Annotated in this window: 23 protein-coding genes and 3 pseudogenes; 12 read left to right on the top strand and 14 right to left on the bottom strand. The window is 42.3% G+C overall.

The genetic code is table 11. From position 1 onward, the window contains the following. Positions 1–170: 170 nt before the first annotated feature. From mtnA to IQ224_RS11125, 4 genes are all read right to left on the bottom strand, one after another. Complete coding sequence (gene mtnA / locus IQ224_RS11110) at positions 171–1,232, bottom strand: S-methyl-5-thioribose-1-phosphate isomerase (RefSeq protein ID WP_036400706.1); 1,062 nt, start codon at positions 1,230–1,232, stop codon at positions 171–173. Positions 1,233–1,561: 329 nt separating this feature from the next. Further along, entirely contained in the window at positions 1,562–1,957 is a 396-nt protein-coding gene (locus IQ224_RS11115) for a hypothetical protein (protein ID WP_002743536.1), read from the bottom strand. Between the two features lie 193 nt (positions 1,958–2,150). After that, on the bottom strand, positions 2,151–3,758 hold the full coding sequence (locus IQ224_RS11120; RefSeq protein ID WP_002743537.1) for an MFS transporter: 1,608 nt from the start codon (positions 3,756–3,758) through the stop codon (positions 2,151–2,153). Between the two features lie 83 nt (positions 3,759–3,841). After that, a complete protein-coding gene (locus IQ224_RS11125; RefSeq protein WP_002743538.1) occupies positions 3,842–4,129 on the bottom strand; it encodes a YggT family protein in 288 nt (95 codons plus the stop codon). A gap of 241 nt (positions 4,130–4,370) precedes the next feature. Between IQ224_RS11125 and fumC the strand changes: the two genes are divergently transcribed. Next, a complete protein-coding gene (gene fumC, locus IQ224_RS11130) occupies positions 4,371–5,774 on the top strand; it encodes a class II fumarate hydratase (protein WP_002743539.1) in 1,404 nt (467 codons plus the stop codon). 120 nt (positions 5,775–5,894) lie between these two features. Here the strand turns inward: fumC and IQ224_RS11135 are convergent, their stop codons facing one another. From IQ224_RS11135 to map, 5 genes are all read right to left on the bottom strand, one after another. Continuing rightward, complete coding sequence (locus IQ224_RS11135) at positions 5,895–8,222, bottom strand: YCF48-related protein (protein WP_194032941.1); 2,328 nt, start codon at positions 8,220–8,222, stop codon at positions 5,895–5,897. A 134-nt stretch (positions 8,223–8,356) separates the two neighbouring features. Beyond that, positions 8,357–8,983, bottom strand: coding sequence for an aminoacyl-tRNA hydrolase (pth, locus tag IQ224_RS11140; RefSeq protein WP_194032942.1), 627 nt, complete (start codon positions 8,981–8,983; stop codon positions 8,357–8,359). Positions 8,984–9,032: 49 nt separating this feature from the next. Then, positions 9,033–9,257 (bottom strand): DUF2811 domain-containing protein, encoded by a 225-nt coding sequence (locus IQ224_RS11145; RefSeq protein ID WP_002739844.1) that lies wholly within the window; start codon positions 9,255–9,257, stop codon positions 9,033–9,035. A gap of 650 nt (positions 9,258–9,907) precedes the next feature. After that, positions 9,908–10,309: a universal stress protein gene (locus tag IQ224_RS11150; protein WP_002743544.1), complete on the bottom strand. Its 402-nt coding sequence runs from the start codon at positions 10,307–10,309 to the stop codon at positions 9,908–9,910. A gap of 69 nt (positions 10,310–10,378) precedes the next feature. Beyond that, the gene (gene map / locus IQ224_RS11155; protein ID WP_002743545.1) at positions 10,379–11,224 is read right to left on the bottom strand and encodes a type I methionyl aminopeptidase; all 846 of its coding nucleotides are present in this window, start codon (positions 11,222–11,224) and stop codon (positions 10,379–10,381) included. 131 nt (positions 11,225–11,355) lie between these two features. Here map and trxA point away from each other — a divergent pair, with 131 nt between their 5' ends. The 7 genes from trxA to IQ224_RS11190 all read left to right on the top strand — a co-directional run bounded on the left by trxA (position 11,356) and on the right by IQ224_RS11190 (position 15,708). Then, positions 11,356–11,673, top strand: a complete 318-nt coding sequence (gene trxA, locus IQ224_RS11160; RefSeq protein WP_002743549.1) for a thioredoxin — start codon at positions 11,356–11,358, stop codon at positions 11,671–11,673. A gap of 33 nt (positions 11,674–11,706) precedes the next feature. Continuing rightward, positions 11,707–11,991, top strand: coding sequence for a DUF427 domain-containing protein (locus IQ224_RS11165; protein WP_002743550.1), 285 nt, complete (start codon positions 11,707–11,709; stop codon positions 11,989–11,991). Then, positions 11,988–12,461, top strand: coding sequence for a pantetheine-phosphate adenylyltransferase (gene coaD, locus IQ224_RS11170; RefSeq protein WP_002743551.1), 474 nt, complete (start codon positions 11,988–11,990; stop codon positions 12,459–12,461). Before IQ224_RS11165 ends, coaD begins: the two co-directional genes overlap by 4 nt. A gap of 36 nt (positions 12,462–12,497) precedes the next feature. Beyond that, a complete protein-coding gene (locus IQ224_RS11175; RefSeq protein WP_002739760.1) occupies positions 12,498–13,157 on the top strand; it encodes a hypothetical protein in 660 nt (219 codons plus the stop codon). A 163-nt stretch (positions 13,158–13,320) separates the two neighbouring features. Then, positions 13,321–14,118 carry a hypothetical protein gene (locus IQ224_RS11180; RefSeq protein WP_194032943.1) on the top strand — a complete coding sequence of 266 codons (798 nt, stop codon included), beginning with the start codon at positions 13,321–13,323 and terminating at the stop codon, positions 14,116–14,118. 241 nt (positions 14,119–14,359) lie between these two features. Beyond that, positions 14,360–15,202 (top strand): dihydropteroate synthase, encoded by an 843-nt coding sequence (folP, locus tag IQ224_RS11185; protein ID WP_194032944.1) that lies wholly within the window; start codon positions 14,360–14,362, stop codon positions 15,200–15,202. 47 nt (positions 15,203–15,249) lie between these two features. After that, on the top strand, positions 15,250–15,708 hold the full coding sequence (locus IQ224_RS11190) for a cupin domain-containing protein (RefSeq protein ID WP_002739902.1): 459 nt from the start codon (positions 15,250–15,252) through the stop codon (positions 15,706–15,708). A gap of 17 nt (positions 15,709–15,725) precedes the next feature. Here the strand turns inward: IQ224_RS11190 and IQ224_RS11195 are convergent, their stop codons facing one another. The 5 genes and pseudogenes from IQ224_RS11195 to IQ224_RS11215 form a co-directional block, all read right to left on the bottom strand. Continuing rightward, a complete protein-coding gene (locus IQ224_RS11195; RefSeq protein ID WP_002743555.1) occupies positions 15,726–15,926 on the bottom strand; it encodes a hypothetical protein in 201 nt (66 codons plus the stop codon). Between the two features lie 296 nt (positions 15,927–16,222). After that, positions 16,223–17,083, bottom strand: a complete 861-nt coding sequence (locus IQ224_RS11200) for an Rpn family recombination-promoting nuclease/putative transposase (protein WP_084989885.1) — start codon at positions 17,081–17,083, stop codon at positions 16,223–16,225. Positions 17,084–17,179: 96 nt separating this feature from the next. Beyond that, positions 17,180–17,413, bottom strand: a pseudogene (locus IQ224_RS11205) (flagellar assembly protein H); the annotation flags it as partial. A 32-nt stretch (positions 17,414–17,445) separates the two neighbouring features. Then, positions 17,446–17,922 (bottom strand): annotated as a pseudogene (locus tag IQ224_RS11210) (DUF2887 domain-containing protein); the annotation flags it as partial. 195 nt (positions 17,923–18,117) lie between these two features. Continuing rightward, a pseudogene (locus IQ224_RS11215) lies at positions 18,118–18,489 on the bottom strand (Rpn family recombination-promoting nuclease/putative transposase); the annotation flags it as partial. 40 nt (positions 18,490–18,529) lie between these two features. Here IQ224_RS11215 and IQ224_RS11220 point away from each other — a divergent pair. The 4 genes from IQ224_RS11220 (at position 18,530) to IQ224_RS11235 (ending at position 22,268) form a co-directional block, all read left to right on the top strand. Continuing rightward, on the top strand, positions 18,530–19,417 hold the full coding sequence (locus tag IQ224_RS11220) for an LD-carboxypeptidase (protein WP_036400717.1): 888 nt from the start codon (positions 18,530–18,532) through the stop codon (positions 19,415–19,417). Between the two features lie 64 nt (positions 19,418–19,481). Next, on the top strand, positions 19,482–20,459 hold the full coding sequence (locus IQ224_RS11225; RefSeq protein ID WP_002750051.1) for an SDR family oxidoreductase: 978 nt from the start codon (positions 19,482–19,484) through the stop codon (positions 20,457–20,459). 23 nt (positions 20,460–20,482) lie between these two features. Continuing rightward, on the top strand, positions 20,483–21,400 hold the full coding sequence (locus IQ224_RS11230) for an NAD(+) kinase (RefSeq protein ID WP_002750056.1): 918 nt from the start codon (positions 20,483–20,485) through the stop codon (positions 21,398–21,400). Between the two features lie 79 nt (positions 21,401–21,479). Continuing rightward, the gene (locus IQ224_RS11235; protein ID WP_194032946.1) at positions 21,480–22,268 is read left to right on the top strand and encodes an ion transporter; all 789 of its coding nucleotides are present in this window, start codon (positions 21,480–21,482) and stop codon (positions 22,266–22,268) included. Positions 22,269–22,301: the final 33 nt, after the last annotated feature.

The following is a 22,301-nucleotide window of genomic DNA, read 5'->3' on the forward strand; positions in this document are numbered from 1 at the left end:
TTGCGTGGGAATAATATCCCAATCGATCGGAGGGCGCAAGCTTTGCGCCCCTACAGTAACGGATTTTGTCCACAATGTAGGGGCGAACTGCGTTCGCCCAAAAGGTACATTATCAAAGCGCAAGTCCCCAATCCAGATAAAAATGGTATCAGTGGGGAAAAAGCTCACCCCTAGGAGTCCTGTAAAAAAATTAATTCAGCCGGCGTTACCGCTCCTTTTTCGGTAATGATAGCGGTGATTAAAGCGGCGGGAGTAACATCGAAGGCAGGGTTATAAAAATTAACATTTCTAGGGCAAAGGGTTGTCGTCCCCACCTGATAAATTTCGGCACTATCGCGCTGTTCGATCGGTATCCCCGTACCATCCTTAAGGGAAAAATCCACCGTCGATAGCGGCGCGGCCACATAAAAAGGCAGATTATGAGCTTTTGCCACCACCGCGAGGGAATAGGTGCCGATTTTGTTGGCCGTGTCCCCATTGGCCGCAATGCGATCGGCCCCAACGATCACCGCATCGATCAGTTTTTGCTGCATACAGTGGGCCGCCATGCTATCGGTGATCACGGTGACGGGAATTCCCTCCCGCGCACATTCCCAGGCGGTTAATTTTGCCCCTTGCAACCTTGGCCGGGTTTCATCTGCATACACTTGTATTAATCTACCAGCCGTCCAAGCGGAACGAATTACCCCTAAAGCAGTGCCATAACTGGCCGTGGCTAGGGACCCAGTATTACAGTGGGTTAAAATTGTCAGTTTTTCCGGTTGCTCCGGCAGCGCCAATAAACCATGATGACCGATCGCCCGACAGGTTTCCACGTCTTCTTTTTGGATATTGTGGGCAGTTTCCAGGAGATTTTTGCTAATTATTGCCACTTCTGGGCCACTTTCCCTGGCCACTTTTAACATTCGCTCGATCGCCCAGAATAAATTCACCGCCGTGGGCCGGGTTTGGGCTAATCGATCGGCTATTCTAGTTAAATCAGCCAGAAATTCCTCTTTCTGGTTGGTTTTAATTTCCTGCGCTCCTAAAACCATACCGTATGCAGCCGCTACCCCGATCGCCGGGGCGCCGCGGACAATCATCGTTTCGATCGCCCGGGCCATGGCTTCACTGCTGGTGATCTCAACTTCCCCATACTCCATGGGTAAACGGGTTTGATCGATCAGCCAGACTTTGTTATCTTGCCAACGCACGGGATAGATTGAGTTATTCTCGGCATTGTTTGTGGTCATAATTAGTAATCTCCGTAATAGTTGCAAAATTTTGGTTTTTTTTAAGAGGTCTAGTCTCGTGCGCTCTAGTTACTTTAAGCGATCGAGCTTGGATTTTGGTCATAACTAGATGGCTCTACCGAACCTGTCATGTAAAACTATCAACAACTCGTGCTTATAAGGCTTGTATACTAAGGCTTTGAGTTTTTGTTAGATTGATATTTATCAACTTTAGAGCATTGCTGGGCAGAGAGGGAGCTTGAGGAATTTTCTACAGTGTAAGTTCGGAAGAACCAACTAGATTAGGGTTTAATCTTATATATCCCGAATTTTATCCTTTGTATTCTTGTCTAAGTTTTTGTACTCTTTCTATCTCTTTTTCGGTCGGGTGTAGAGTTTTTTTTGCGGGTGATTCTCAAGCGTTCGGCTATTCTTGCCACTGTGGTCACACTTAACAATATACCGGTTCTTTCTAGGAATAGTTTCGATAGTTCGGCTAGAGTTGCGTCATTATTTTCCTCAATCAAATCACCGAGGGCGATCATCTGTTCTGGCGTAAGTTTTAAATGACGGCCACATCGATAAGTCTTCGGTCGAATATCTCCCGTTTCTCGAGATTGCTTCAAAAGCTTTTGTACGAAACTTAAGGTTACACAGAATCTTTTCGCTAATTGTCTTTGAGAGATGGGTTCGTTATAATAACAGTCTAGGATTTTCTGACGGAACTCTACTGGATAGGATTTCATTTTTTGTACAATTTAGCTATCGATAACATTATACTCATTGAAGACATTATGCTGCTGGGTCGATTGTACCCAGTAATCAGTAGTTCAAAAGTCAATACAAATGCTTTAGGGTAAGGGTTTGCTGATTTTTTTGGACAGGAAGTTCGGGAATAAAAAAATAATTTCCTGTCTCCTGACGGCCGACAATTGATGTTTACTTTTCCTCCGGTCTTCTTGCTGCTAATTGGTCTAAAATTTCGGCGTGAACTTGGCGAGTAATTGGATAAAAATAGGCAAGAATTAAACTAATGATCAGAAAAAATGCCGGTAAAGGCGCAATTGCTAGGCGAATTGCTATTAAAGCACTATCCGGCTGCAGGGGAATTGCTTCTCCTGGTATTCTCGGTTTAAACCCCGATGTTTCTAGAGCAATACCGACAATAAATAACCCCAAAGCTAAACCAATTTTTTGCAAAAGTACCATAAAAGCATAAAAAATACCTTCTCGACGTTTTCCTGTTTCTAATTCGTCTAATTCAATCACATCAGGAACCATTGACCAAGGAATTAAATAGGCCACAGATACGCCAAATCCCGCCAAAACTGCCAAAATATACATTAAAGTTATTTCTCCTGGTTGGAGCAAAAATAAACCAATTTGGGCAATAATCCAGAATATCATCCCTAAAAAATAGACTATCTTTTTGTCTAATTTTTGACTAACTGCTTGCCAAAAAAATAACATCGCTAAAGCTGTCCCCTGTACTGCTAAAGCGACTAAACCCGATTCTGCTTCCGATAGTCTCATGTAGCTGACGACATAGTAAACCAAAATCGAGGCGGTTAATTGTACTCCTAACCAAGCACAAAGATAGATGCCAATAACATATAAAAAGGGACGATTACCAAAGACTATTTTTAATTGTTCTTTCAGGGGAATAGTTTCGGTATTATCAGCAGCTTCTCTCTGTTTAATTGCCGCACCATCCCTGAGATGATTTTCAGTTTTACCATAGTAAATAGTTAAACCAGAAACTATCCCTTCTATTCCTAATAAAATTGTGGAAATAGCGATAAAATCTCTGGGATTTCCCCCAATTTTTCCTACTCCATAGACCAAGGAAAGCGCACCAATAACTATAAAAGCAATTGCCAAAACTCTTTTCTGAGCGGGATTGAGAATCGCTTTTGCTCCTCGTTCTTGTAAAACTAAAGCGCACCAAATAACTGCTATAATTGAGATTAAAGCACAAACTACACCTAACAATAAAAAAGCTTTATGGAGATCATTGGCATAGGACGATGAGACGAGAATATAGAGAATTAATGAGAGAATGCTACCCCCGATCGAAAAGGCAAAACGAAAACTATTTAAGCGGGTTCTCTCATTATAATCATAAGTTAATTCAGGGGTGAGCGCCTGGTAGGGAAGATTGACTACCGTGTAGGTTAAATTAAAAATAATGCCGATAAAAATATAATATAAAAATAACCATAATTGATTATTAGTCGGGATTAACCACAGTAAAAAATAGCTAATTCCGAAGGGAATCGACCCCAATAACATCCATGGTAAGCGACGACCCCAGATAGTACGAGTTTGATCGCTCCACATACCAATGATCGGATCGTTAATAGCGTCGAAAATTCTCACCACCATCAGCACACTACCGGCTAATCCTGCCGATAATCCTGCCACATCAGTGAGGAAAAATAGCAGGTAAAATACTGAGATATTGGCAGTGATAGCCGGTCCTAAATCGCCAGCACCATAGGCGATTTTTGTGGTTAAATTGAGTTTTTCATAACTTAAATGAGCCATAAACGCAATTACAGAGATTAAAATAAGCTTAACTGTTCTGGGGGCATTGTCAACCTTTTTCACCCAATATCCAAGAGGTCTAATTATTTTAAGGCCATGGTAATTAAACCCTGTTGACCGAGAAGAATTTCCCGCAGCAGCGTACAAATTCCCACCCAAATAATCGGAGAAATGTCAACTCCTCCCAAGGGGGGTATGAGTTTACGCACGGGGATTAAAAAAGGTTCTGTTGGCCAGGCAATAATATTAAAGGGGAAGCTATTTAAATTTACCTGTGGATTCCAAGTCAGCACGATCCGTAAGATAAACAAAAGGGTCATCAACCCTAACATAATTCCCAATGTCCAACTTAATGCGATCGCTGTGTCCATAGTCTCCAATCCCGTCTTTTTTACTGATTATCTTCCCTAAAATATAACAGTTTTTGTCTCATAATCACTGCAGCACCCTGCCAGTTATTCTTGTCAACCTCCTGGATAAAAATGCCGACAGAAAAAGTCCCCATAGGGCTTGACAAACCAGCCAGACTTGACTTATACTCTTCTTATAGTGGGAATCCGTGTCGCCCTGGAGACCCTCTCTTTTCAGGCCAGATGCAGAAGTAACTTAAAGATGACAGAATTTCGCATCGAGAAAGACAGCATGGGAGAAATCCCCGTACCTGCCGATAAACTTTGGGGAGCGCAGACCCAAAGATCCCTACAATACTTTAGTATCGGTGATAATCTCATGCCCCGGGAGATGATCGCATCCTATGCCATTCTCAAAAAAGCCTGTGCGATTGTCAATCAGCAAAAAAATCGTCTCAGTCAGGAGAGAAAAAACCTTATCTGTCAAGTCTGCGATGAAATTTTAGCCGGACAACACGCAGATAACTTTCCCCTCTACGTTTGGATGACGGGAAGTGGCACCCAGTTTAACATGAACATCAACGAAGTCATCTCCAATCGTTGCAGTCAACTGACGGGGAATCCTCTGGGTAGCAAAACGCCCGTGGATCCTAACGATCATGTTAATATGTCCCAATCGACTAATGATTCCTTTCCCTCGGCCATGTATATTGCCGTTGCCTTGGCAGTCAAGGAAAAATTAATTCCCAGTCTGCAACTATTACGGAATAGTCTCGATGAAAAGGCGCAATTATGGGCAAATATAGTTAAAATTGGTCGCACTCACCTACAGGATGCCACCCCTTTAACCCTCGGACAAGAATTCTCCGGTTATGTGGGTTTATTAGATGATGGCAGCGATTGGCTAGAAAAATGTCTAGAAAAAGTCTATCGTTTATCCTTGGGAGGAACAGCAGTGGGTACAGGAATTAATGCTCCTCCAGATTTTGATCGAGATGTGGCTGCCGAAATCGCTAATCTGACCAAATTACCCTTTATTACTGCTCCTAATAAGTTTACCGTGCAAGGTTCCCACGATGCTCTGGTTTTCTTGAGCGGGGGACTGAAAACTATTGCTAGTTCCCTCTATAAAATTGCTAATGATATCCGTTTACTTAGCTGTGGTCCCCGTTGTGGAATCGGAGAATTACAGCTGCCAGAAAACGAACCGGGTTCTTCAATTATGCCGGGGAAAGTTAACCCCACCCAATGCGAAGCTTTATCGATGATAGCAGTGCAGGTGATAGCTAATGATTTAGCGGTGACGATGGGAGGCGCTGGGGGACATCTGGAGATGAATGTTTATAAACCGCTGTTGATTCATAATCTCATGCAGTCTATCCGTTTGCTCACGGATGGTTGCGCTAATTTCTGTCAGTTTTTGGTTAAGGGGATGACTGCTAATCAAAAACAAATTGAGACTTTTTTAAATCAATCCTTGATGCTGGTGACTGCTCTAAGTCCCGTGATTGGCTACCAAAAGGCTGCCTACGTCGCTCATTATGCCCTAAAAAAGGATTTAACACTGAAAGTGGCAGCCTTGCAACTAGGATACATCGAGGAAGAGGATTTTGATCGCATTGTTGACCCCGCTAAGATGGTCAATCCCTACGTTGCCGATGGTTAATTCTGTGAGGGGATAACTGCCACAAAAATCAGAGGTCGCAGGCAGGCACGGATTCCCATTATACATATAAGTATATGGCAAGCGGCGGGATTTGTCAAGCCCCGCCGGTCAAAATTTCTCCTAAACTTGGGTGATGATAACGAAGAAAACAAACAGAAAAATCATCAATGCTCCTGTCATGCGGAAGAAGGATTTAGGAAGATTAATAATTTTCTCCAGTTTCAGGAAACCCACCAGAAAATAAGCGACGATTGCTAGGAGAATCGGTACAACTAAGCGCAAGATTGCGCCAAGGGGACTAAAGAAAAACTCACCGATTTTATAGCGGGGTGTATCTTCTTCCTCGTGAGGAGGAATAGTTACACTTGTCCAAGTTTCTCCCCCATCGGTGGAACGAAAAACTGTAGTTTTAGCGCCACCAAAACCGAATAAAGTTTTATCTTGAGCATAATTAGGAGAAAACTGGACGGAGATACCAGAGGAAGGGATACTATGAATTTTCACTAGGGGTATTTTAGGATCACCAATTGATTTAAAAGTTTCCCCACCATCGGTAGATTTAAACAAACCATCTCCCTGTAAACTAACCATTACCGTGCGATCATTAGCGTAATTAGGAGAGATAGCAATGGTTTCTACCGAAGTATTGGGATTGAACCCCGGTTTCTCTAATTTTGTCCAACTTTTAGCCCCATCTTTGCTGACAAACAAACCAGAAACTGTCCCAGCAAAAATAGTTCCATCCTTGGGATAATTGGGAGACATTGCCAACTGTACATTAGGGGTTTTTGATAGAGGTGTTCCTTGGCTGACATTTTTCCAAGTTAGTCCACCATCAACACTTTGATAAATACCCTCTTTTCCCGTGACAAACAAAGTTTTATCCTTAGCAAAATCGGGGGAAGCTACCATAGCAGGGGCATAATTACCGAAAATTCTGCCCACTTCACTAATATTTTTAACCGTATTTCCTCCATCGGTAGAACGAAATATTCTACCCTGCTGATTGGTGAGAAAAAGAGTTTTATCCTTGGCAAAATCTGGGGAAGGAACTATCCTCGGACCGCGGACTTTCTGATCAATTTCGATAATTTTCCATAAATCACCACCGTTAGCGGATTTGGCAAATCTATTGCGTAAAAACCCAGCAAAAATGGTTCGATCCTGTCCATAGTTAGGAGAAAAGGCAATGTCAAAGAAACGACGGGGATCTTGTCCTGATTCTTCGGGATCTTTACCAAGTCGATAAACTTCTAAACCACGATTAATTGGTGTCCAAGTTTCCCCTTTATCCCGACTGATGAAGATATTGCCTATATAATTAGCAATGACGACAGTACCATCCTGGGCATAATTAGGAGAAACCGCCATAGCTATAACTGTTGCCCGGGCTAAAGTTTCTATTTCCTGCCATTGTTTGCCGCTATCTGTGGTTTTAAATAAGCCATTAAATCCCCCCAAAAACATCGTATCTTTAACGACTTTTAAATCCATAAAATGGGGAACTTTATAATCATCAGCCTGTTTATCTTTGGTTAAACCCTCGCTCATTTTTTTCCAACTTTTGCCCCCATCCTGAGAAACATACATTCCGTCATGCCAAGTAATAGCATAAAGAGTGGAGTTTTGAGCATAGTCGGGAGAAATAACGATGTCTTCGATGATTTTATCCTTAATTCCTTCGTTAACAGCTTGGAAGGTTTTACCATCATCAACGGTTTTAAAAATACCCGCTTCTTTTGTGCCGACAAAAAAGGTTTTATCCCTGTCTAAATTAGGAGAAAAAGCAATTGTATCCACTGCCCCCACATTAGCAGCTAAAGGGAGATTCTGCCAAGTTTTCCCCCCATTGGAGGAAGTGTATAATTTACCCTGTTCATCCCCGAAAAAAATTCGCCCTGGATTGTTGGGAGTAATAGCTAGAGAGGTTATCAGTGCCGTGGTGGGGAAAATATTTGACCAATTTTTACCACCATCTTCGGTTAAATAAACCCCTTTTTCTAATCCCACTGCTGCTGCTATATTGGGATCGGAAGGGGCAATTTCTAGGAAGTTAATAAAGTTAGTTTCTAAACCCTGATTAACTTTCTGCCAAGATTCCCCCGCATCTTCACTTTTATAAATACCATTGGATCTTGAAGCTAGATAGAGAATATTTTTATTGAGGGGAGATAGGGATAAGGAACTTAATTCCCCCGTATAATCTAAACCTTGAATTAATCTTGTCCAGTTGCTACCTCCATCGCTAGACTTATAAAAGTTATTTCGCACCAAGATATATACTGTATTATCTGTCTGGAAATCAGGAGAAACTTCCACTTGACTAATCACATCATGGGGACGATGGGCAAAAGCAGCATTACCCCAAAGACAAAAAACTGTAGCGATTATCAATAAAATGAGATTAAACCTGTGGACGAATCTCCGCAAACTTTGGCGATTAATCATACTTAAACTACTAATATCGAGGATAAAAATTGACCTAATCTAGCAAAGGGCGATCAAAATTTAAGCAAGGGTTCTGTAGGAGCATAGACGAAAATGGCGATTATAACCATTACTAAAATCAGGCTTATTTGCTATCAGCATAGATTAGAGCCAATCGCTACACTTTGATTGTTGTAGAGACTCATTGCCTTTTGTAACCCTTGTTTGAGACCAAGTTCGATCGCTTTTCTGGACAAGTCTAACACTTTCAAGATGACTTCGTTTTCTTGGGGGGTGAATCGGCCTAAAACGTGGGAAATAGTGGCTTTTTCGCTTGATTTACCGATTCCTATGCGTAAACGAGCGAAGTTTTCCGTGCCAACGTGGGCAATCATCGATTTAATACCGTTGTGTCCGCCAGCCGATCCCGATAGACGGATTCTCAACCGGCCCAGGGGCAGATCCATATCATCGTAAATGACTAAAATCGACTCTGGAGCTAGTTTATACCAGTCCAGCACCGATCGCACCGATTGCCCGGAGCGATTCATATAGGTTTGGGGTTTCAAGAGACGAATTTTGCATGGGAAAGGACCGTCACCCTCGGCGATAAAACCTTGAAATCGCTTGTTTTCCTGCCAAGATAACCCCCAATCCCGCGCTAATGAGTCCACAGCTTCAAAACCGATATTATGACGGGTGCGATCATATTTGGGTTCGGGATTGCCCAAACCGATAATTAGCTGAGGAATGATTAAATTAGGGGTTTTATCGGAATTCATAGGGGAAAATCGGGTTTTTAACCAGGACCCGACTCTTATTATCACCGAATTAGCACTCCGAGCGCTGGAACAAAGTTTCTAGATAAACCTTGGCACAGCTATTTTGTTCCTCAAAATTCATCCTTTCGGGGGATTGACAATTAAGCAGAAAAAATGATAAAGCCGCCGTAAACACACCATCTTGATCCCAACCGGGGTGAGTTTCTAGGTATTGTTGTAGGGATTGGTGGAGAATTTCGGGGATTTCTGCCAAGATACTGACTGATGTATTCATATCGTTTACCTCTGATCGGAAGTGGGGAAATCCCTGACTGGTGCAGTGGACAGTAAGGACTATTGTGAGCCAAGTTGGAGGGAGTTGCAATATTACCAGATGTAAAGGAATGCTTTAGAAAAACTTAATATTTACGAGGGAATAAGGGTTAGAGCCAGATTTTATTTACTTAACTTAACATTAACTCAGTATCTATCGATGGGGATTTTGACAATCAAGATTAATTTTTTCTAGAAGCAAGTGCCGATTCTATCGCTGTTGCCTGTGGAAAAGTCCGGGTAAACTGTGGAAAACTGGGGAGTGAGTGGGGAAATACCGGGGAATGTATGGGGGAAAACATCGGGGAAAAATAAGATTTGCAAATTTTAGTCAGCAGTGATGCTCAAGACTACTTAGGGTTTGCGGCAAAAAGTTTTTCGTGGGGACAGGGTGTGGGGTGTGGGGTGTGGGGTTTTACCGATTTTGAGGTAGTCAGTTACCTAATTTTCAGGGAAAAAGTCCAGGAATTTTACCCCCGATCACTCCAATTGTCAGCACTTTTTGAGGTCAAAAAAGTCTAAAAGCCTTATCTAACAAGGTTTTTAGATTTATTCAGCAAACCCTACTTAGGCGCTCTTTCCAGAGTACCTTTTCTAGCTTAATGCTGGCTGCTATGCTTTCACCACCAATACGGAACAGGTAGCTTCTGCCACCACGAGACTACTAACAGAATCTTCGATCACCCGTTGAACTCCCGTTAATCCCCGGCTGCCGATCACGATCAGATCAGCATGATAGATATTAGCTAAACGAATAATTTCCTCCGCTGGATCGCCAAAGATGACCTCGATTTCACTAGGGGTAGCAATCTGGGATTGATAGCAGCGCAATTGATCTTCAATGATCTCACGGGAGGGGTGAGGGCGATCCACTGCCGATTCATCTCCCTCCTTACCAAGAATATGGGTGATGATGATGTAAGAATTTGCCGTTAGAGAAAGGGAATTCAAGGACTGAAGGACTCGATGCGATAATTCCCCACAATCTAAGGCAACAACGATATTTTTAAACATTTTGACTAAATCCTGCCACTAAATAAATTTTCAATTAAGATTCCGGAGCAAAAAAATCTATAGACAATTTTATAGGTTATTGCGATCGGTTAAGATTTCGTAACCTGCGGCGGTTACTAAGACAGTATGCTCAAATTGAGCGGAGAGAGCATTATCCATCGTCACCACCGTCCAACGATCGCGCAAAGTTCTGGTATGTTTAGATCCCGCATTGACAATTGGTTCAATTGCCAGAGTCATCCCGGCGCGGAGTTTGACATTGGGTAACTGATTAGTGCGAAAATTAAATACCGAAGGTTCTTCGTGGAGATTTCTGCCGACTCCATGGCCGGTAAAATCTTCTACCACCTGGAAACCGTTAGCTTGAACGTGATCTTCGATCGCTCCTGCGATATCGAGCAGATAATTGCCAGCTTTTACCTGATTTATGCCTTTATATAAAGCTTCTTCCGCCACACGGATTAATTTTGCGGCTTTGGGAGAGACGGAACCGATCGCGATCGTGATACAGGAATCCCCATGATAACCTTGGTAGTAGGCCCCCGTATCTACCTTTAACACAGAACCGGCTTTGAGGCGTTTTTTCGAGCTAGGGATACCGTGAACGACTTCGTTATCGACGGAGGCACAAATCGAGGCAGGAAAGCCATAATAACCTTTAAAACTGGGAGTAGCACCCATTGCGCGGATACGTTTTTCCGCATGAGCATCCAGATCCGCCGTCGTCATCCCGGGTTGAGCGATCTGGGCAATTTCTTTGAGGACTGTGGCGGCAATTTTACCCGCTTGTCGCATAATAACGATTTCTGCGGCGGATTTAGTCTCGATTCCCCGGCGGCTTTTCTGTACTCGCGGTGAACCTACTTGCTCTGGGGTTTTAGTTTCGGGAAAAAGCAGCTTGGTTAGGATGTTCATGGAGATTTGGCTCAGAGTCTTTACCTAACTTAGCATTTTCCCGGCGATCGATAACTGCTCTGAAGAAATCAAGGAGCATCTAGAAAAGCTATAGTAGGGAAAAGGCTATTTTTCTGGCGAGGTGACAATTTATGGCAGTCAAAAAAGAGTTTTCCAGTTTTCAGGAACTGTTGCAAACCACTAATCTTCCCGTGTTAGTGGATTTCTATGCCACTTGGTGTGGTCCTTGTCAAATGATGGCTCCGATTCTAGAACAAACGGGGATCTATTTCAAAAATCGCCTACAAATTGTCAAAATTGATACAGACAAATATCCTAATTTAGCTACTAAGTACGGTATTCAAGCCTTACCCACTTTAGTAGTCTTTAAAAATGGTCAACCGATCGATCGAATCGAGGGAGTGGTGCAGGTTAACCAACTGGTTCAACATTTACAAACTCTGTTGTAAGATGATTTTGAACCAGAACTAGGAGTTAGTGTCATGGCAAAGGCGATTTGGAATGGTGCAGTGGTAGCGGAAAGCGATAACTGCGAAATTGTCGAGGGAAACTACTATTTTCCCCCCGATACCATCAAAGCTGAATATTTCCAACCCAGTAACACCCATACCATTTGTTCTTGGAAAGGAGAGGCTAGTTATTATACTCTCAGGGTAGATGGACAAGACAATAAAGATGCCGCTTGGTATTATCCCGATCCTAAGCCAAAAGCCCAAAATATTAAAGGATATATCGCTTTTTGGCGAGGTGTGAAGGTTGAGAAATGATCGCCATCTACCCCGGCAGCTTCGATCCAGTTACACTCGGTCATTTAGATATTATCGAACGCAGTGTGCCACTATTCGAGCGAGTAATCGTGGCAGTTCTCTGCAATCCCCATAAAAACCCCCTGTTTACCGTCGAACAACGCATAGAACAGATCAGTTACTGTACAAAACACCTGAAAAACGTTGAGATAGACAGTTTTTCAGGATTAACGGTTGAATATGCCAGATTGAAAGGTGCTAAGGTGCTGTTGCGGGGGTTGCGGGTTCTCTCAGACTTTGAAAAAGAACTGCAAATGGCACATACCAATAAAACTCTCTGGGAAGGAATCGAAACGGTTTTTTTGGCCACCACTAAAGAATATAGTTTTTTAAGTAGTAGCGTGGTTAAAGAAATCGCTCAATTCGGTGGCTCCGTCAGTCATCTAGTCCCGGAAAACGTTTCTAGGGATATTTACTCATACTACAGTTAACATACTAAAATACAGTAATGAGGACGATCTGAACCTATGGCGCGCCGAGAACCTAATGATCCCAGAAAAGCAGTACCTAACACTTCTAATAGTGGGGTTCCCAGTCCACCCGTCGATTTCGATATCTATCAGGATTTGGCGCGTCTGCAAGAGATGATTTTTGATAGTTTCCATATCCCCCTCACCCGTTGGACAATGATCGATGAGGGACAGATAGCCGAACAAATCGATCTTATCTATGAAACCGTGCCACCAGCAGTACAGAAAGCTTTAGCAATTTTGCAGGAAGAACAGGAAATTATCACTAAAGCAGAGGAATACGCTCAACAAGTCCTGCGTTCCGCTCAACAAAGAGCCGCCCAAATTCTCGACGAGTCCGGTATTATTCAACAAGCAGAACGGCAAGCGGCCCAAATTCGTCAACGGGTTCAACAGGAATGCGAATCCTTGCAACAACAAACCCTCGATGAAATCGAACAGATGCGTCACAGCACCTTGCAGGAAGTACAACAGTTACGACAAAAAACCCAAGCTGAATGTCATGAAATTCAAAAAGGCGCTGACGACTATGCTGAAGCGGTTTTAGAAGATCTCGATCGACAATTAGGGCAAATGTTACAAGTTATCCGCAACGGTCGTCAACAGGTAAGATCGAAACCAACATCTTCAAAAAATCTACCCGGAGAACGTCCTTAATCAGTTATCAGTTATCAGTTATCAGTTATCAGATGTAAGTTTTAAGTTAAATAGTTAGTTATCTTTATCTTTATCCCTGATTACTGTTTACTATTTACTATTTACTGATCGCTGAAAAGAACCAAACCTCCGATTCCTCACTGATAACTGATAACGGAATTTCATGAATAACCCCTCCTCGAATTCCCCTCTATTCGGACGCTTTCTCAGCGGGTTATTTAGCTGGAAAATTTGGTTATTTCTCCAGATATTTCAAGGTAGTAAAAGCTTTTATAGATTCCTGTATCATTATTTATATCGTCGTCCTAAAATCGATCGCATTCTCGGTAGCGATGTTATCTATATCCCTGAGAAAAAACTTTATAGCATTCCCCTCGATGTGCTGAAAATGGAGCAGCAAATGGTTAATATTGATCGCCAGCAGTTGACTTCTGTTACCACGTGGAAAGTTAAAACAATTCATCCCACCATCACCGAAACCGAGATCCAATTCCACGATATTACAGTCGATTTACAACAGGTACACCTGATTAAATCAGATCTTAATAACTACGATTATATTAACACTCGCCGCTTGGCTCCTCTGGTGAAAACCTTGCTTTTTGAAATTAACCCCAAAATTGCCAGTTTAGTAGAAAAGAAAAATCAATTAAATAGACTGCGAAATCTGGCCGCATCTTCGGAAATTTTTCACTCACAAACTCCATTGTATGATCGAGCAATTAATCAAGTCCAGCTAATTATCGATCAAGCGGAAACTTTGAGACAAGAATGTTTAAAATTTATCCGAGAAACCCTAATCGAACGGGAATTAGTCCAATCCGATATCGATAGCAATCTCGTTGATTGTAACCTCGATTTTGCCAGTCAATATCAACTAATTCAAGAAAAATATCAACTCTGGAAAGAAGAAGTACAAGCTTATTTTGAATTAAAAGATTCTTCTCTACTTAAAAATTAACTATCACCGTCAGTAATCAGTTATCAGTAATCAGTTATCAGTTATCAGTTACAGGATTTATTAAACCTCTTGCATAATTAATTTGTGAAGGTTCAAAAACGGCAAAAGTAAGGATTAAATTGCATAAAATATGTAAATAGACCATTTAATTAATTATTATTCATTCTTAATTCTCCTGACTCCTGACTCCTGACTCCTAACCCTAACAACAATTTTTGATTTTTACAAGAGGTCTATTATTATGTCCAATTTAACGGCAATTCGTGAACATATTTTTGCTTGGGGAAAACGCACCTATATCATGGGTGTTTTGAACGTTACTCCCGATAGTTTTAGTGATGGGGGAGAATTTGACAATGTTGAAAATGCCCTGCTACAGGCGATGAAAATGATCGAGGCTGGGGCTGATATAATCGATATCGGTGGTCAATCCACCCGTCCGGGAGCGCAAGAAATTAGCCTAGAAGCAGAATTATCGCGAGTTATCCCCGTAATCACCGCTATTCGACAACAAAGTTCTATTCCTATCTCTCTCGATACCACTAGAGCGATCGTGGCGGCCGAAGGTATCGCCGCCGGGGCCGATTTGATCAATGATATTTCCGGGGGAACCTTCGATCGCCTATTATTGCCCACGGTGGCTAAATTGGCCGTTCCCATCATCCTCATGCACCTGCGGGGCAATCCGCAAACGATGCAATCTCTAACACATTATGATGATTTAGTCAAAGAAATTAAAGAATTTTTACAGGATCGCGTTAAGGAAGCTGTACAGTGGGGTATTGCTAGGGAAAATATTATCATCGATCCGGGGATTGGTTTCGCCAAAACTGGGACACAAAATCTTGAGTTATTGCGAGAATTAAAGCAATTTCGGGATTTAGATTTACCTATTTTGATTGGATTGTCGAGAAAACGCTTTATTGGCGAGATTACAGGCAAAGATGACCCAAAAGAACGAGTTTTCGGAACGGCGGCGGCCTGTGCTATAGCGATCGCTAAGGGGGCCGATATCCTGCGCGTCCATGATGTGGCTGCGATCGTAGATGTGAGTAAAGTGGTGGACGCAATCGAGCGAAGTTGAAAATTTTGCTAGTCTTAGAATCATCCACAGTTTGATCGAAATTAGCGATGAATAGCCAACTGACCAGCGATTATTGTATGTTACCCGTGATTCGATCTCCCCGGGATTATCAAGTTTTTCGCATTAGCGCTGGGGATACGAATCGTTTAGCGATCGTCTTTGATTCTACCGTAGCGGGGGATTCCTTGACCGTTTGTGTGGAAATTTTCGATCCCCACGGTCGCACCCCTACTCATCGTCATCATTTTGCCGTAGAAATGTTTTTTATCCTCAAAGGGGAGGGAATGGCTATCTGTGATGGTAAAGCGATTCCCCTGGGGCCGGGGGATAGTTTATTAGTCCGTCCCACGGGTATTCACGAGATTAGAAATGTGGGGGACGGAAGACTTTATGCACTATGTTTTATGGTTCCCAATGAGGATTTTTCGGAATTAATTCGCAATGGCATCCCAGAGGAGTTAGACGCAGAAGATTTAGAGGTGTTGATGGGAACTATTAAAGGATAATCAAGCAATATCATCCCTTAAATTTTGGGCTTTTTTTTCAGGAAAAGAGCGATAAAAAAGGTAAAGGTTCCTCCCAGAAGGCCGAAGATTAGCCAATTTAATCTTGGATAGCCTTTATTGATAGCGATGATTGTAGCAATGGCACCGATGAGACAATGCCAGAAAAAAAGCAACAAGAATAAATCCAAGCTCGGGGAAATATCACCAATTAGTTTCATATTTTATCAGTAGAGCGAATAGAATTTTTCCAATGACCGAATCCCTGACCCGATTTTATGTTTATTCACATCTATAAGTATTTCTCTTATTTTTTTGTCCAAGGCCATTTTGTTCCCATCTCGGTTAAAGCTGAAAAAACTAGATAGAGAATGAGAAGGGTAACACCAAAGAGAAAAGTCAATAAGTCGTTATTCATCGAGTTATCACTGATAGGTTAAAGGTCACTGATTCGCTACTATCCATTTGTCCACTACTTAGCGACTGCTGTTTTTCTAGACTGTTAAAACAGGTTTAATTATTGTTGCTGTTGTGCCAAATAGTTAAGCACTGTGTCCAGAGTTAAGTCTAAGCGTTCCGAGATTTGTTGCGGGGTTAAACCGAGGTCTTGCAGTAGAGAAATTGTTTTCAATTTTTGCAAGTTTATTCCCTGTTCAATTCCCTGTTCAATTCCCTGTTCAATTCCCTGTTCAATTCCCTGTTCAATTCCCTGTTCAATTCCCTGTTCAAAAGCTTCTTGATAGAAACGAGTTTGTTTTAGGTCTTGTAGTTCCAACATAGCTTCTATTTCCTCTCGACTTTTTTGGGGTAACTTATAAATGATTATCGTTTCGATTAAATCAATGACATTTCTCTGCACTAAGCGATCGCTGACTTCTCTTTGAGCCTGTTTAATTAAAATCTTAGCAGAATTAACAGCTTGACTCTCACTTTCCGTAACCAATTTGATCAGAGCGATCGCTAAGGAAGGAGTCTCGTCATTTGGCAATTCATCCAGATAGATTCTTTTAACCCTTGCTAGGGATAAAAAATCGGCAAATTGCTGGGGATGTTCTCGCTCAATTTCTCGACTAGGATAAATAACAACTATCTGCCAGGGTGACAAAGGTTTATACTGTCTAAGATACAAGAAAAGTTCCGAAAATAATCGATAATATAGGTCTTCATCCTTTTGAAACTGCACTTCTACCAGATAAAAAGGCAAATTTTCCAGATTATCGAGCGGCAAAAATAAACCATCTAATCGGAAAGCTAGTTGTTTGACTTCTTGGGAAGTAAATCGATAATTGCTAACCCTAGCATCGGGTTGAGCGATTAATTCAAAGAACGAATCGGGAAAATCGAGAAACATTCGATAGAATATGCTGTCAGTTTTCATGTCATTGCTGATAGCTTAAAGGTCACTGATTTACTACTATTCATTTGCCAACTACTTAGAAATTGCTGCTTTTCTAGATTGTTGAAACAGGTTTGATTATTGTTGCTGTTGTGCCAAATAGTTAAGCACTGTTTCCAGATTCAAGTCTAAGCGTTCTGAGATTTGTTTTGGGTTTAAACCGAGGTCTTGTAGTAGAGGAATTATTTTCAATTTTTGCAAGTTTATTCCCTGTTCAATTCCCTGTTCAATTCCCTGTTCAAAAGCTTCTTGATAGAAACGAGTTTGTTTGAGGTCTTGTAGTTCCAACATAGCTTCAATTTCCTCTCGACTGCTGTTTTTCTAGACTGTTGAAACAGGATTGATCATTGTTGCTGTTGTGTCAAATAGTTAAGCACTGTTTCCAGATTCAAGTCTAAGCGTTCCGAGATTTGTTGCGGGGTTAAACCGAGGTCTTGCAGTAGCGGAATTGTTTTCAATTTTTGCAAGTTTATTCCCTGTTCAATTCCCTGTTCAATTCCCTGTTCAATTCCCTGTTCAATTCCCCGTTCAATTCCATCTCCAAAAGCTTCTTGATAGAAACGAGTTTGTTTTAGGTCTTGTAGTTCCAACATAGCTTCTATTTCCTCTCGACTTTTTTGGGGTAACTTATAAATGATTATCGTTTCGATTAAATCAATGACATTTCTCTGCACTAAGCGATCGCTGACTTCTCTTTGAGCCTGTTTAATTAAAATCTTAGCAGAATTAACAGCTTGACTCTCACTTTCCGTAACCAATTTGATCAGAGCGATCGCTAAGGAAGAAGTCTCGTCATTTGGCAATTCATCCAGATAGATTCTTTGGTTCTTCGGTTTGTGTTATGCAATGGACTGGGGTTATAAGGGATGGAACCCTTATGTAGAAAGGCATTTGGCGATTTTTGTCAATTGTTTTTTATCTAGAGCGAACTCATCAATTAAGTCTCTTGCCAGAGAAGGATTTAGTCAATTTATGCCCCCCTATCGAACCATAACAAGTAACGAAGAGCCGATTCTTTTAACCCTTGCTAGGGATAAAAAATCGGCAAATTGCTGGGGATGTTCTCGCTCAATTTCTCGACTAGGATAAATAACAACTATCTGCCAGGGTGACAAAGGTTTATACTGTCTAAGATACAAGAAAAGTTCCGAAAATAATCGATAATATAGGTCTTCATCCTTTTGAAACTGCACTTCTACCAGATAAAAAGGCAAATTTTCCAGATTATCGAGCGGCAAAAATAAACCATCTAATCGGAAAGCTAGTTGTTTGACTTCTTGGGAAGTAAATCGATAATTGCTAACCCTAGCATCGGGTTGAGCGATTAATTCAAAGAACGAATCGGGAAAATCGAGAAACATTCGATAGAATATGCTGTCAGTTTTCATACTGCCACAAAATTGCCTGTAATTTCAGCTTAATCCGCCTATGATCATCCCATCATTTCTGCAACCCGGTGCTAAAGTTTCTCTGGTGGCCACCAGTGGAGCCGTCAAGGAATTAGCCGCCCTCGAAAAAGGCGTAGAAATCTGGCGATCAAGGGGTTATCAAGTGGAATTTAGCGAGAATTGGGCTAATCGTCTCGGTTATCTCGCCGGTAGCGACGAGCAACGTCGTCAAGCTTTAGCCCAAACATGGCAAGATGCCGATTGTCAAGCAATTCTCTGCGCTAGGGGGGGTTACGGTAGCGCTCGCCTCTTGGAAAATTGGACATGGGCAAAAACTAACCCGAAATGGTTAATCGGTTTTTCCGACGTGACGGGGATTTTATGGAGTTTAGCGAAACAGGGCATTTGTAGCGTTCACGGGCCAGTTTTAACCACCTTAGCCCAAGAAAGTCCCCAATCAATCGATCGCCTCTTTTCTCTTCTGGAAGGTCGTCCTTTAGCCCCTCTTATCGGTCAAGGTTGGGGTGGGGGCAAAGTGCGGGGACGCTTATTACCAGCTAATTTAACCGTAGCCACCCATCTCCTCGGAACCTCGGTTCAACCCACCCTAGAGGGGGTAATTTTAGCCCTAGAGGACGTAACCGAGGCCCCCTACCGGATCGATCGAATGTTAACTCAGTGGCGAATGCTGGGCATTTTCTCCCAAATTAAAGCCATTGCTCTCGGTCGTTTTAGCCGTTGTCTGGCAGCTCCCGGTAGTGATAGCCAAACCGTGGAGGAAGTCTTAAAAGAGCGTTTGGGCGATTTAGGCATTGCGGTTATTGCTGAGTTACCTTTCGGTCATGATGGCGATAATGCCGCTTTACCTGTGGGAACAATGGTAGAACTGGACGGGGATCGGGGAATCTTAGAATTTTTCTATCCCTAATGAGCCACTTTTTTGATACTATCTTAGAGAAGTGTTAACAAATGTAACAAAAAATTAATTATAGATGAAAGTATTAGTTGTCGGTGCGACGGGAACCCTAGGGCGACAGATCGTGCGTCATGCCATCGATCAGGGACATCAAGTGCGTTGTTTGGTACGCAGTCAGAGAAAAGCGGCTTTTTTGAAGGAATGGGGCGCGGAATTAGTCGGGGGAACCCTGCGGGATAAAAATACCATTATTGCTGCTTTAGAGGGAATGGACGCGGTGATCGATGCCGCTACTGCCCGGGCGACGGACTCAGCCAGCATTAAACAGGTGGATTGGGATGGTAAAGTTAATCTGATTCAAGCGGCCAAAACCGCCGGAGTAGATCGCTTTATTTTCTTCTCGATTCTCAATGCCGAAAAATATCCCAACGTGCCTTTGATGGAGATAAAACGCTGCACCGAGAAATTTCTAGCAGAATCGGGTTTAAAATATACAATTCTCCGTCCCTGTGGCTTTATGCAGGGTTTAATCGGTCAATACGCCATCCCGATGTTAGATAATCAAACCGTCTGGATCACGGGAGAAAGTACAGCGATCGCCTACATGGACACCCAAGATATCGCTAAATTCGCCGTTCGCGCCCTAGAAGTCCCCGAAACCGTCGGTCAATCCTATCCCGTGGTCGGCAGCAAAGCTTGGAAAGCTGAAGAAATTATCGAAGTTTGCGAACGCCTATCGGGTAAAGAGGGGAAAATTTGGCGTTTACCCATGGGATTACTGCGTTTTATGCGAGGAATAAGCCGTTGTTTCCAATGGACCTATAATATATCTGACCGACTAGCTTTTGCGGAAGTTCTCGCTAGTGATCAAGCCCTTGATGCCCCCATGGCAGAAGTTTATCAAGTATTTGGCCTTGATCCGAATCAAACAACTACTTTAGAATCCTATTTACAAGAATACTTTAGCCGCATTCTCAAGAAGCTCAAGGAAATCGACTTCGAGAAACAAAAAGCTCAGAAGAAGAAGAAAACTCCTTTCAAAAAGAAAGCGTGATTCAGCAGTAGGAAAATTTGTCAATGCCCAAAATCGGCATTATTTACAACGATATTAAGCCTATCGCTTGTAAAACAGCCCATCAGATACAAGATCAGCTACTTTCCCTAGGTTGCCAGGTGTTTATGGCTACCGGCAGCGGTGGTCTGCTAGGCCATTCTAAACCCTCTCGTCCGGTTTGTTTTACCCCGATCGATCAGTTAGTCCCCCCCCACTTCGAGCAAGATTTAAGTTTTGCGATCGTGCTGGGGGGCGATGGTACAGTCCTATCGGCAGCCCGGCAGTTGGCCACCCTTAATTTGCCCCTGTTAACGGTCAATACGGGACACATGGGCTTTTTGACCGAAATTTACCTAAATCAGCTTGAACCCGCCTTAGAGCAGGTTCTAGAGGGGAAATACACCATCGAAAATCGCTCGATGATCACGGTACGACTGTTTCGCGAAGATACCCTCCTCTGGGAGGCACTTTCTCTCAATGAGGTGGTCGTCCACCGGGAACCCCTCACCAGTATGTGTCATTTTGAGATTCAAATTGGTGAACACGCACCTGTCGATATCGCTGCCGATGGGGTGATTCTCTCCACTCCTACTGGTTCTACTGCCTATGCTCTCAGCGCCGGTGGCCCGGTAATAACTCCCGATGTGCCGGTATTACAATTAGCTCCCATTTGTCCCCATTCTTTAGCTTCGAGATCCTTGGTATTTTCTGACAAGGAAACTGTGAATATTTTTCCGGCAACTGCTAATCGGATGGTGATGGTAGTGGACGGCAATGGCGGTTCTTATATCTTGCCAGAAGATCGAATTAATGTGCAGAAATCGCCCCACCAAGTCCATTTTATTCGTCTGCAATCGACGGAATTCTTCCGCATCCTCCGGGAAAAATTGGGTTGGGGTTTGCCTCATATTGCTAAACCAACTTCGGTGGAATTACCTTAATCAGTTATCAGTTATCAGTTATCAGATGTGAGCTTTCAGTTCATTGATTACTGGTTGCTGTTTACTGATAGCTGAATTTATGCTCTCTTTTCGTGCCAAGATAGCTTTTTATTTAGAGGATGTCACCACGGCGATCGGACTGACGGTAAATCTGCTTATCCTAGCACTAATTTTACTCTCTTTGGGGATTTATGTGGCTCAAACCTATCCCTTATCCGCCACTTGGCAAATGTGGTTACGTCAGCTTGATTGGGGAATTTTAAGCTTATTTTCCCTGGAGTATTTAATTCGGTTTTGGTGTGCAGAATCAAAACTAGGCTTTGTTTTTAATATTTTTTCTATCCTAGATTTATTGTCAATTCTGCCCCTATTTTTTGGTTTTTTTGATATTAGGTTTTTTAGAATTTTTCGCTGGTTTAGAATTTTGCGAGTGATTAGTTTTTTTGGTTCCGATCTTTCTATTTTTCAAATTAAAACTTCCGATCAGATAGTATTTACTCGCATTTTACTAACTCTATTTTCGATTATTTTTGTCTATGCGGGTTTAATTTATCAGATCGAACACCCGATTAATCCCCAAGTCTATCGGACATTTTTTGATGCTTTTTACTTCGCCGTTGTGACTATGACTACCGTGGGATTTGGGGATGTAACTCCCCTTTCTGATGGGGGCAAAATGGTGACAGTTTTAATGATTTTAACGGGAGTTTTGTTAATTCCCTTGCAAATTAGCACTCTGACTAAACAACTATTAAAATCTGGCACTCAAACTGATTATCCTTGTCCAGATTGTGGTTTACCCCGTCACGATATGGATGCCAATTTTTGTAAAAACTGTGGCGCAAAACTCTTAAAAAAACCTGATTGAGACTAATTCTGGCGAAAGGGGGAAGTGGGGAAG

The organism is Microcystis sp. LEGE 00066 (genome assembly GCF_015207925.1).
GTDB lineage: Bacteria > Cyanobacteriota > Cyanobacteriia > Cyanobacteriales > Microcystaceae > Microcystis > Microcystis ichthyoblabe_A.

Excerpts from the sequence above, each read along its gene's own strand:
- IQ224_RS11200 (WP_084989885.1), bottom strand. The coding sequence starts at position 17,083 with ATGAAAACTGACAGCATATTCTATCGAATGTTTCTCGATTTTCCCGAT.
- IQ224_RS11180 (WP_194032943.1), top strand. The coding sequence starts at position 13,321 with ATGAATAACCCCTCCTCGAATTCCCCTCTATTCGGACGCTTTCTCAGC.
- IQ224_RS11230 (WP_002750056.1), top strand. The coding sequence starts at position 20,483 with ATGCCCAAAATCGGCATTATTTACAACGATATTAAGCCTATCGCTTGT.
- trxA (WP_002743549.1), top strand. The coding sequence starts at position 11,356 with ATGGCAGTCAAAAAAGAGTTTTCCAGTTTTCAGGAACTGTTGCAAACC.
- IQ224_RS11135 (WP_194032941.1), bottom strand. The coding sequence starts at position 8,222 with ATGATTAATCGCCAAAGTTTGCGGAGATTCGTCCACAGGTTTAATCTC.
- IQ224_RS11150 (WP_002743544.1), bottom strand. The coding sequence starts at position 10,309 with ATGTTTAAAAATATCGTTGTTGCCTTAGATTGTGGGGAATTATCGCAT.
- IQ224_RS11225 (WP_002750051.1), top strand. The coding sequence starts at position 19,482 with ATGAAAGTATTAGTTGTCGGTGCGACGGGAACCCTAGGGCGACAGATC.
- fumC (WP_002743539.1), top strand. The coding sequence starts at position 4,371 with ATGACAGAATTTCGCATCGAGAAAGACAGCATGGGAGAAATCCCCGTA.
- mtnA (WP_036400706.1), bottom strand. The coding sequence starts at position 1,232 with ATGACCACAAACAATGCCGAGAATAACTCAATCTATCCCGTGCGTTGG.
- coaD (WP_002743551.1), top strand. The coding sequence starts at position 11,988 with ATGATCGCCATCTACCCCGGCAGCTTCGATCCAGTTACACTCGGTCAT.
- IQ224_RS11195 (WP_002743555.1), bottom strand. The coding sequence starts at position 15,926 with ATGAAACTAATTGGTGATATTTCCCCGAGCTTGGATTTATTCTTGTTG.
- IQ224_RS11165 (WP_002743550.1), top strand. The coding sequence starts at position 11,707 with ATGGCAAAGGCGATTTGGAATGGTGCAGTGGTAGCGGAAAGCGATAAC.
- IQ224_RS11120 (WP_002743537.1), bottom strand. The coding sequence starts at position 3,758 with ATGGCTCATTTAAGTTATGAAAAACTCAATTTAACCACAAAAATCGCC.
- map (WP_002743545.1), bottom strand. The coding sequence starts at position 11,224 with ATGAACATCCTAACCAAGCTGCTTTTTCCCGAAACTAAAACCCCAGAG.
- folP (WP_194032944.1), top strand. The coding sequence starts at position 14,360 with ATGTCCAATTTAACGGCAATTCGTGAACATATTTTTGCTTGGGGAAAA.
- IQ224_RS11145 (WP_002739844.1), bottom strand. The coding sequence starts at position 9,257 with ATGAATACATCAGTCAGTATCTTGGCAGAAATCCCCGAAATTCTCCAC.
- IQ224_RS11220 (WP_036400717.1), top strand. The coding sequence starts at position 18,530 with ATGATCATCCCATCATTTCTGCAACCCGGTGCTAAAGTTTCTCTGGTG.
- IQ224_RS11115 (WP_002743536.1), bottom strand. The coding sequence starts at position 1,957 with ATGAAATCCTATCCAGTAGAGTTCCGTCAGAAAATCCTAGACTGTTAT.
- pth (WP_194032942.1), bottom strand. The coding sequence starts at position 8,983 with ATGAATTCCGATAAAACCCCTAATTTAATCATTCCTCAGCTAATTATC.
- IQ224_RS11190 (WP_002739902.1), top strand. The coding sequence starts at position 15,250 with ATGAATAGCCAACTGACCAGCGATTATTGTATGTTACCCGTGATTCGA.
- IQ224_RS11125 (WP_002743538.1), bottom strand. The coding sequence starts at position 4,129 with ATGGACACAGCGATCGCATTAAGTTGGACATTGGGAATTATGTTAGGG.
- IQ224_RS11175 (WP_002739760.1), top strand. The coding sequence starts at position 12,498 with ATGGCGCGCCGAGAACCTAATGATCCCAGAAAAGCAGTACCTAACACT.
- IQ224_RS11235 (WP_194032946.1), top strand. The coding sequence starts at position 21,480 with ATGCTCTCTTTTCGTGCCAAGATAGCTTTTTATTTAGAGGATGTCACC.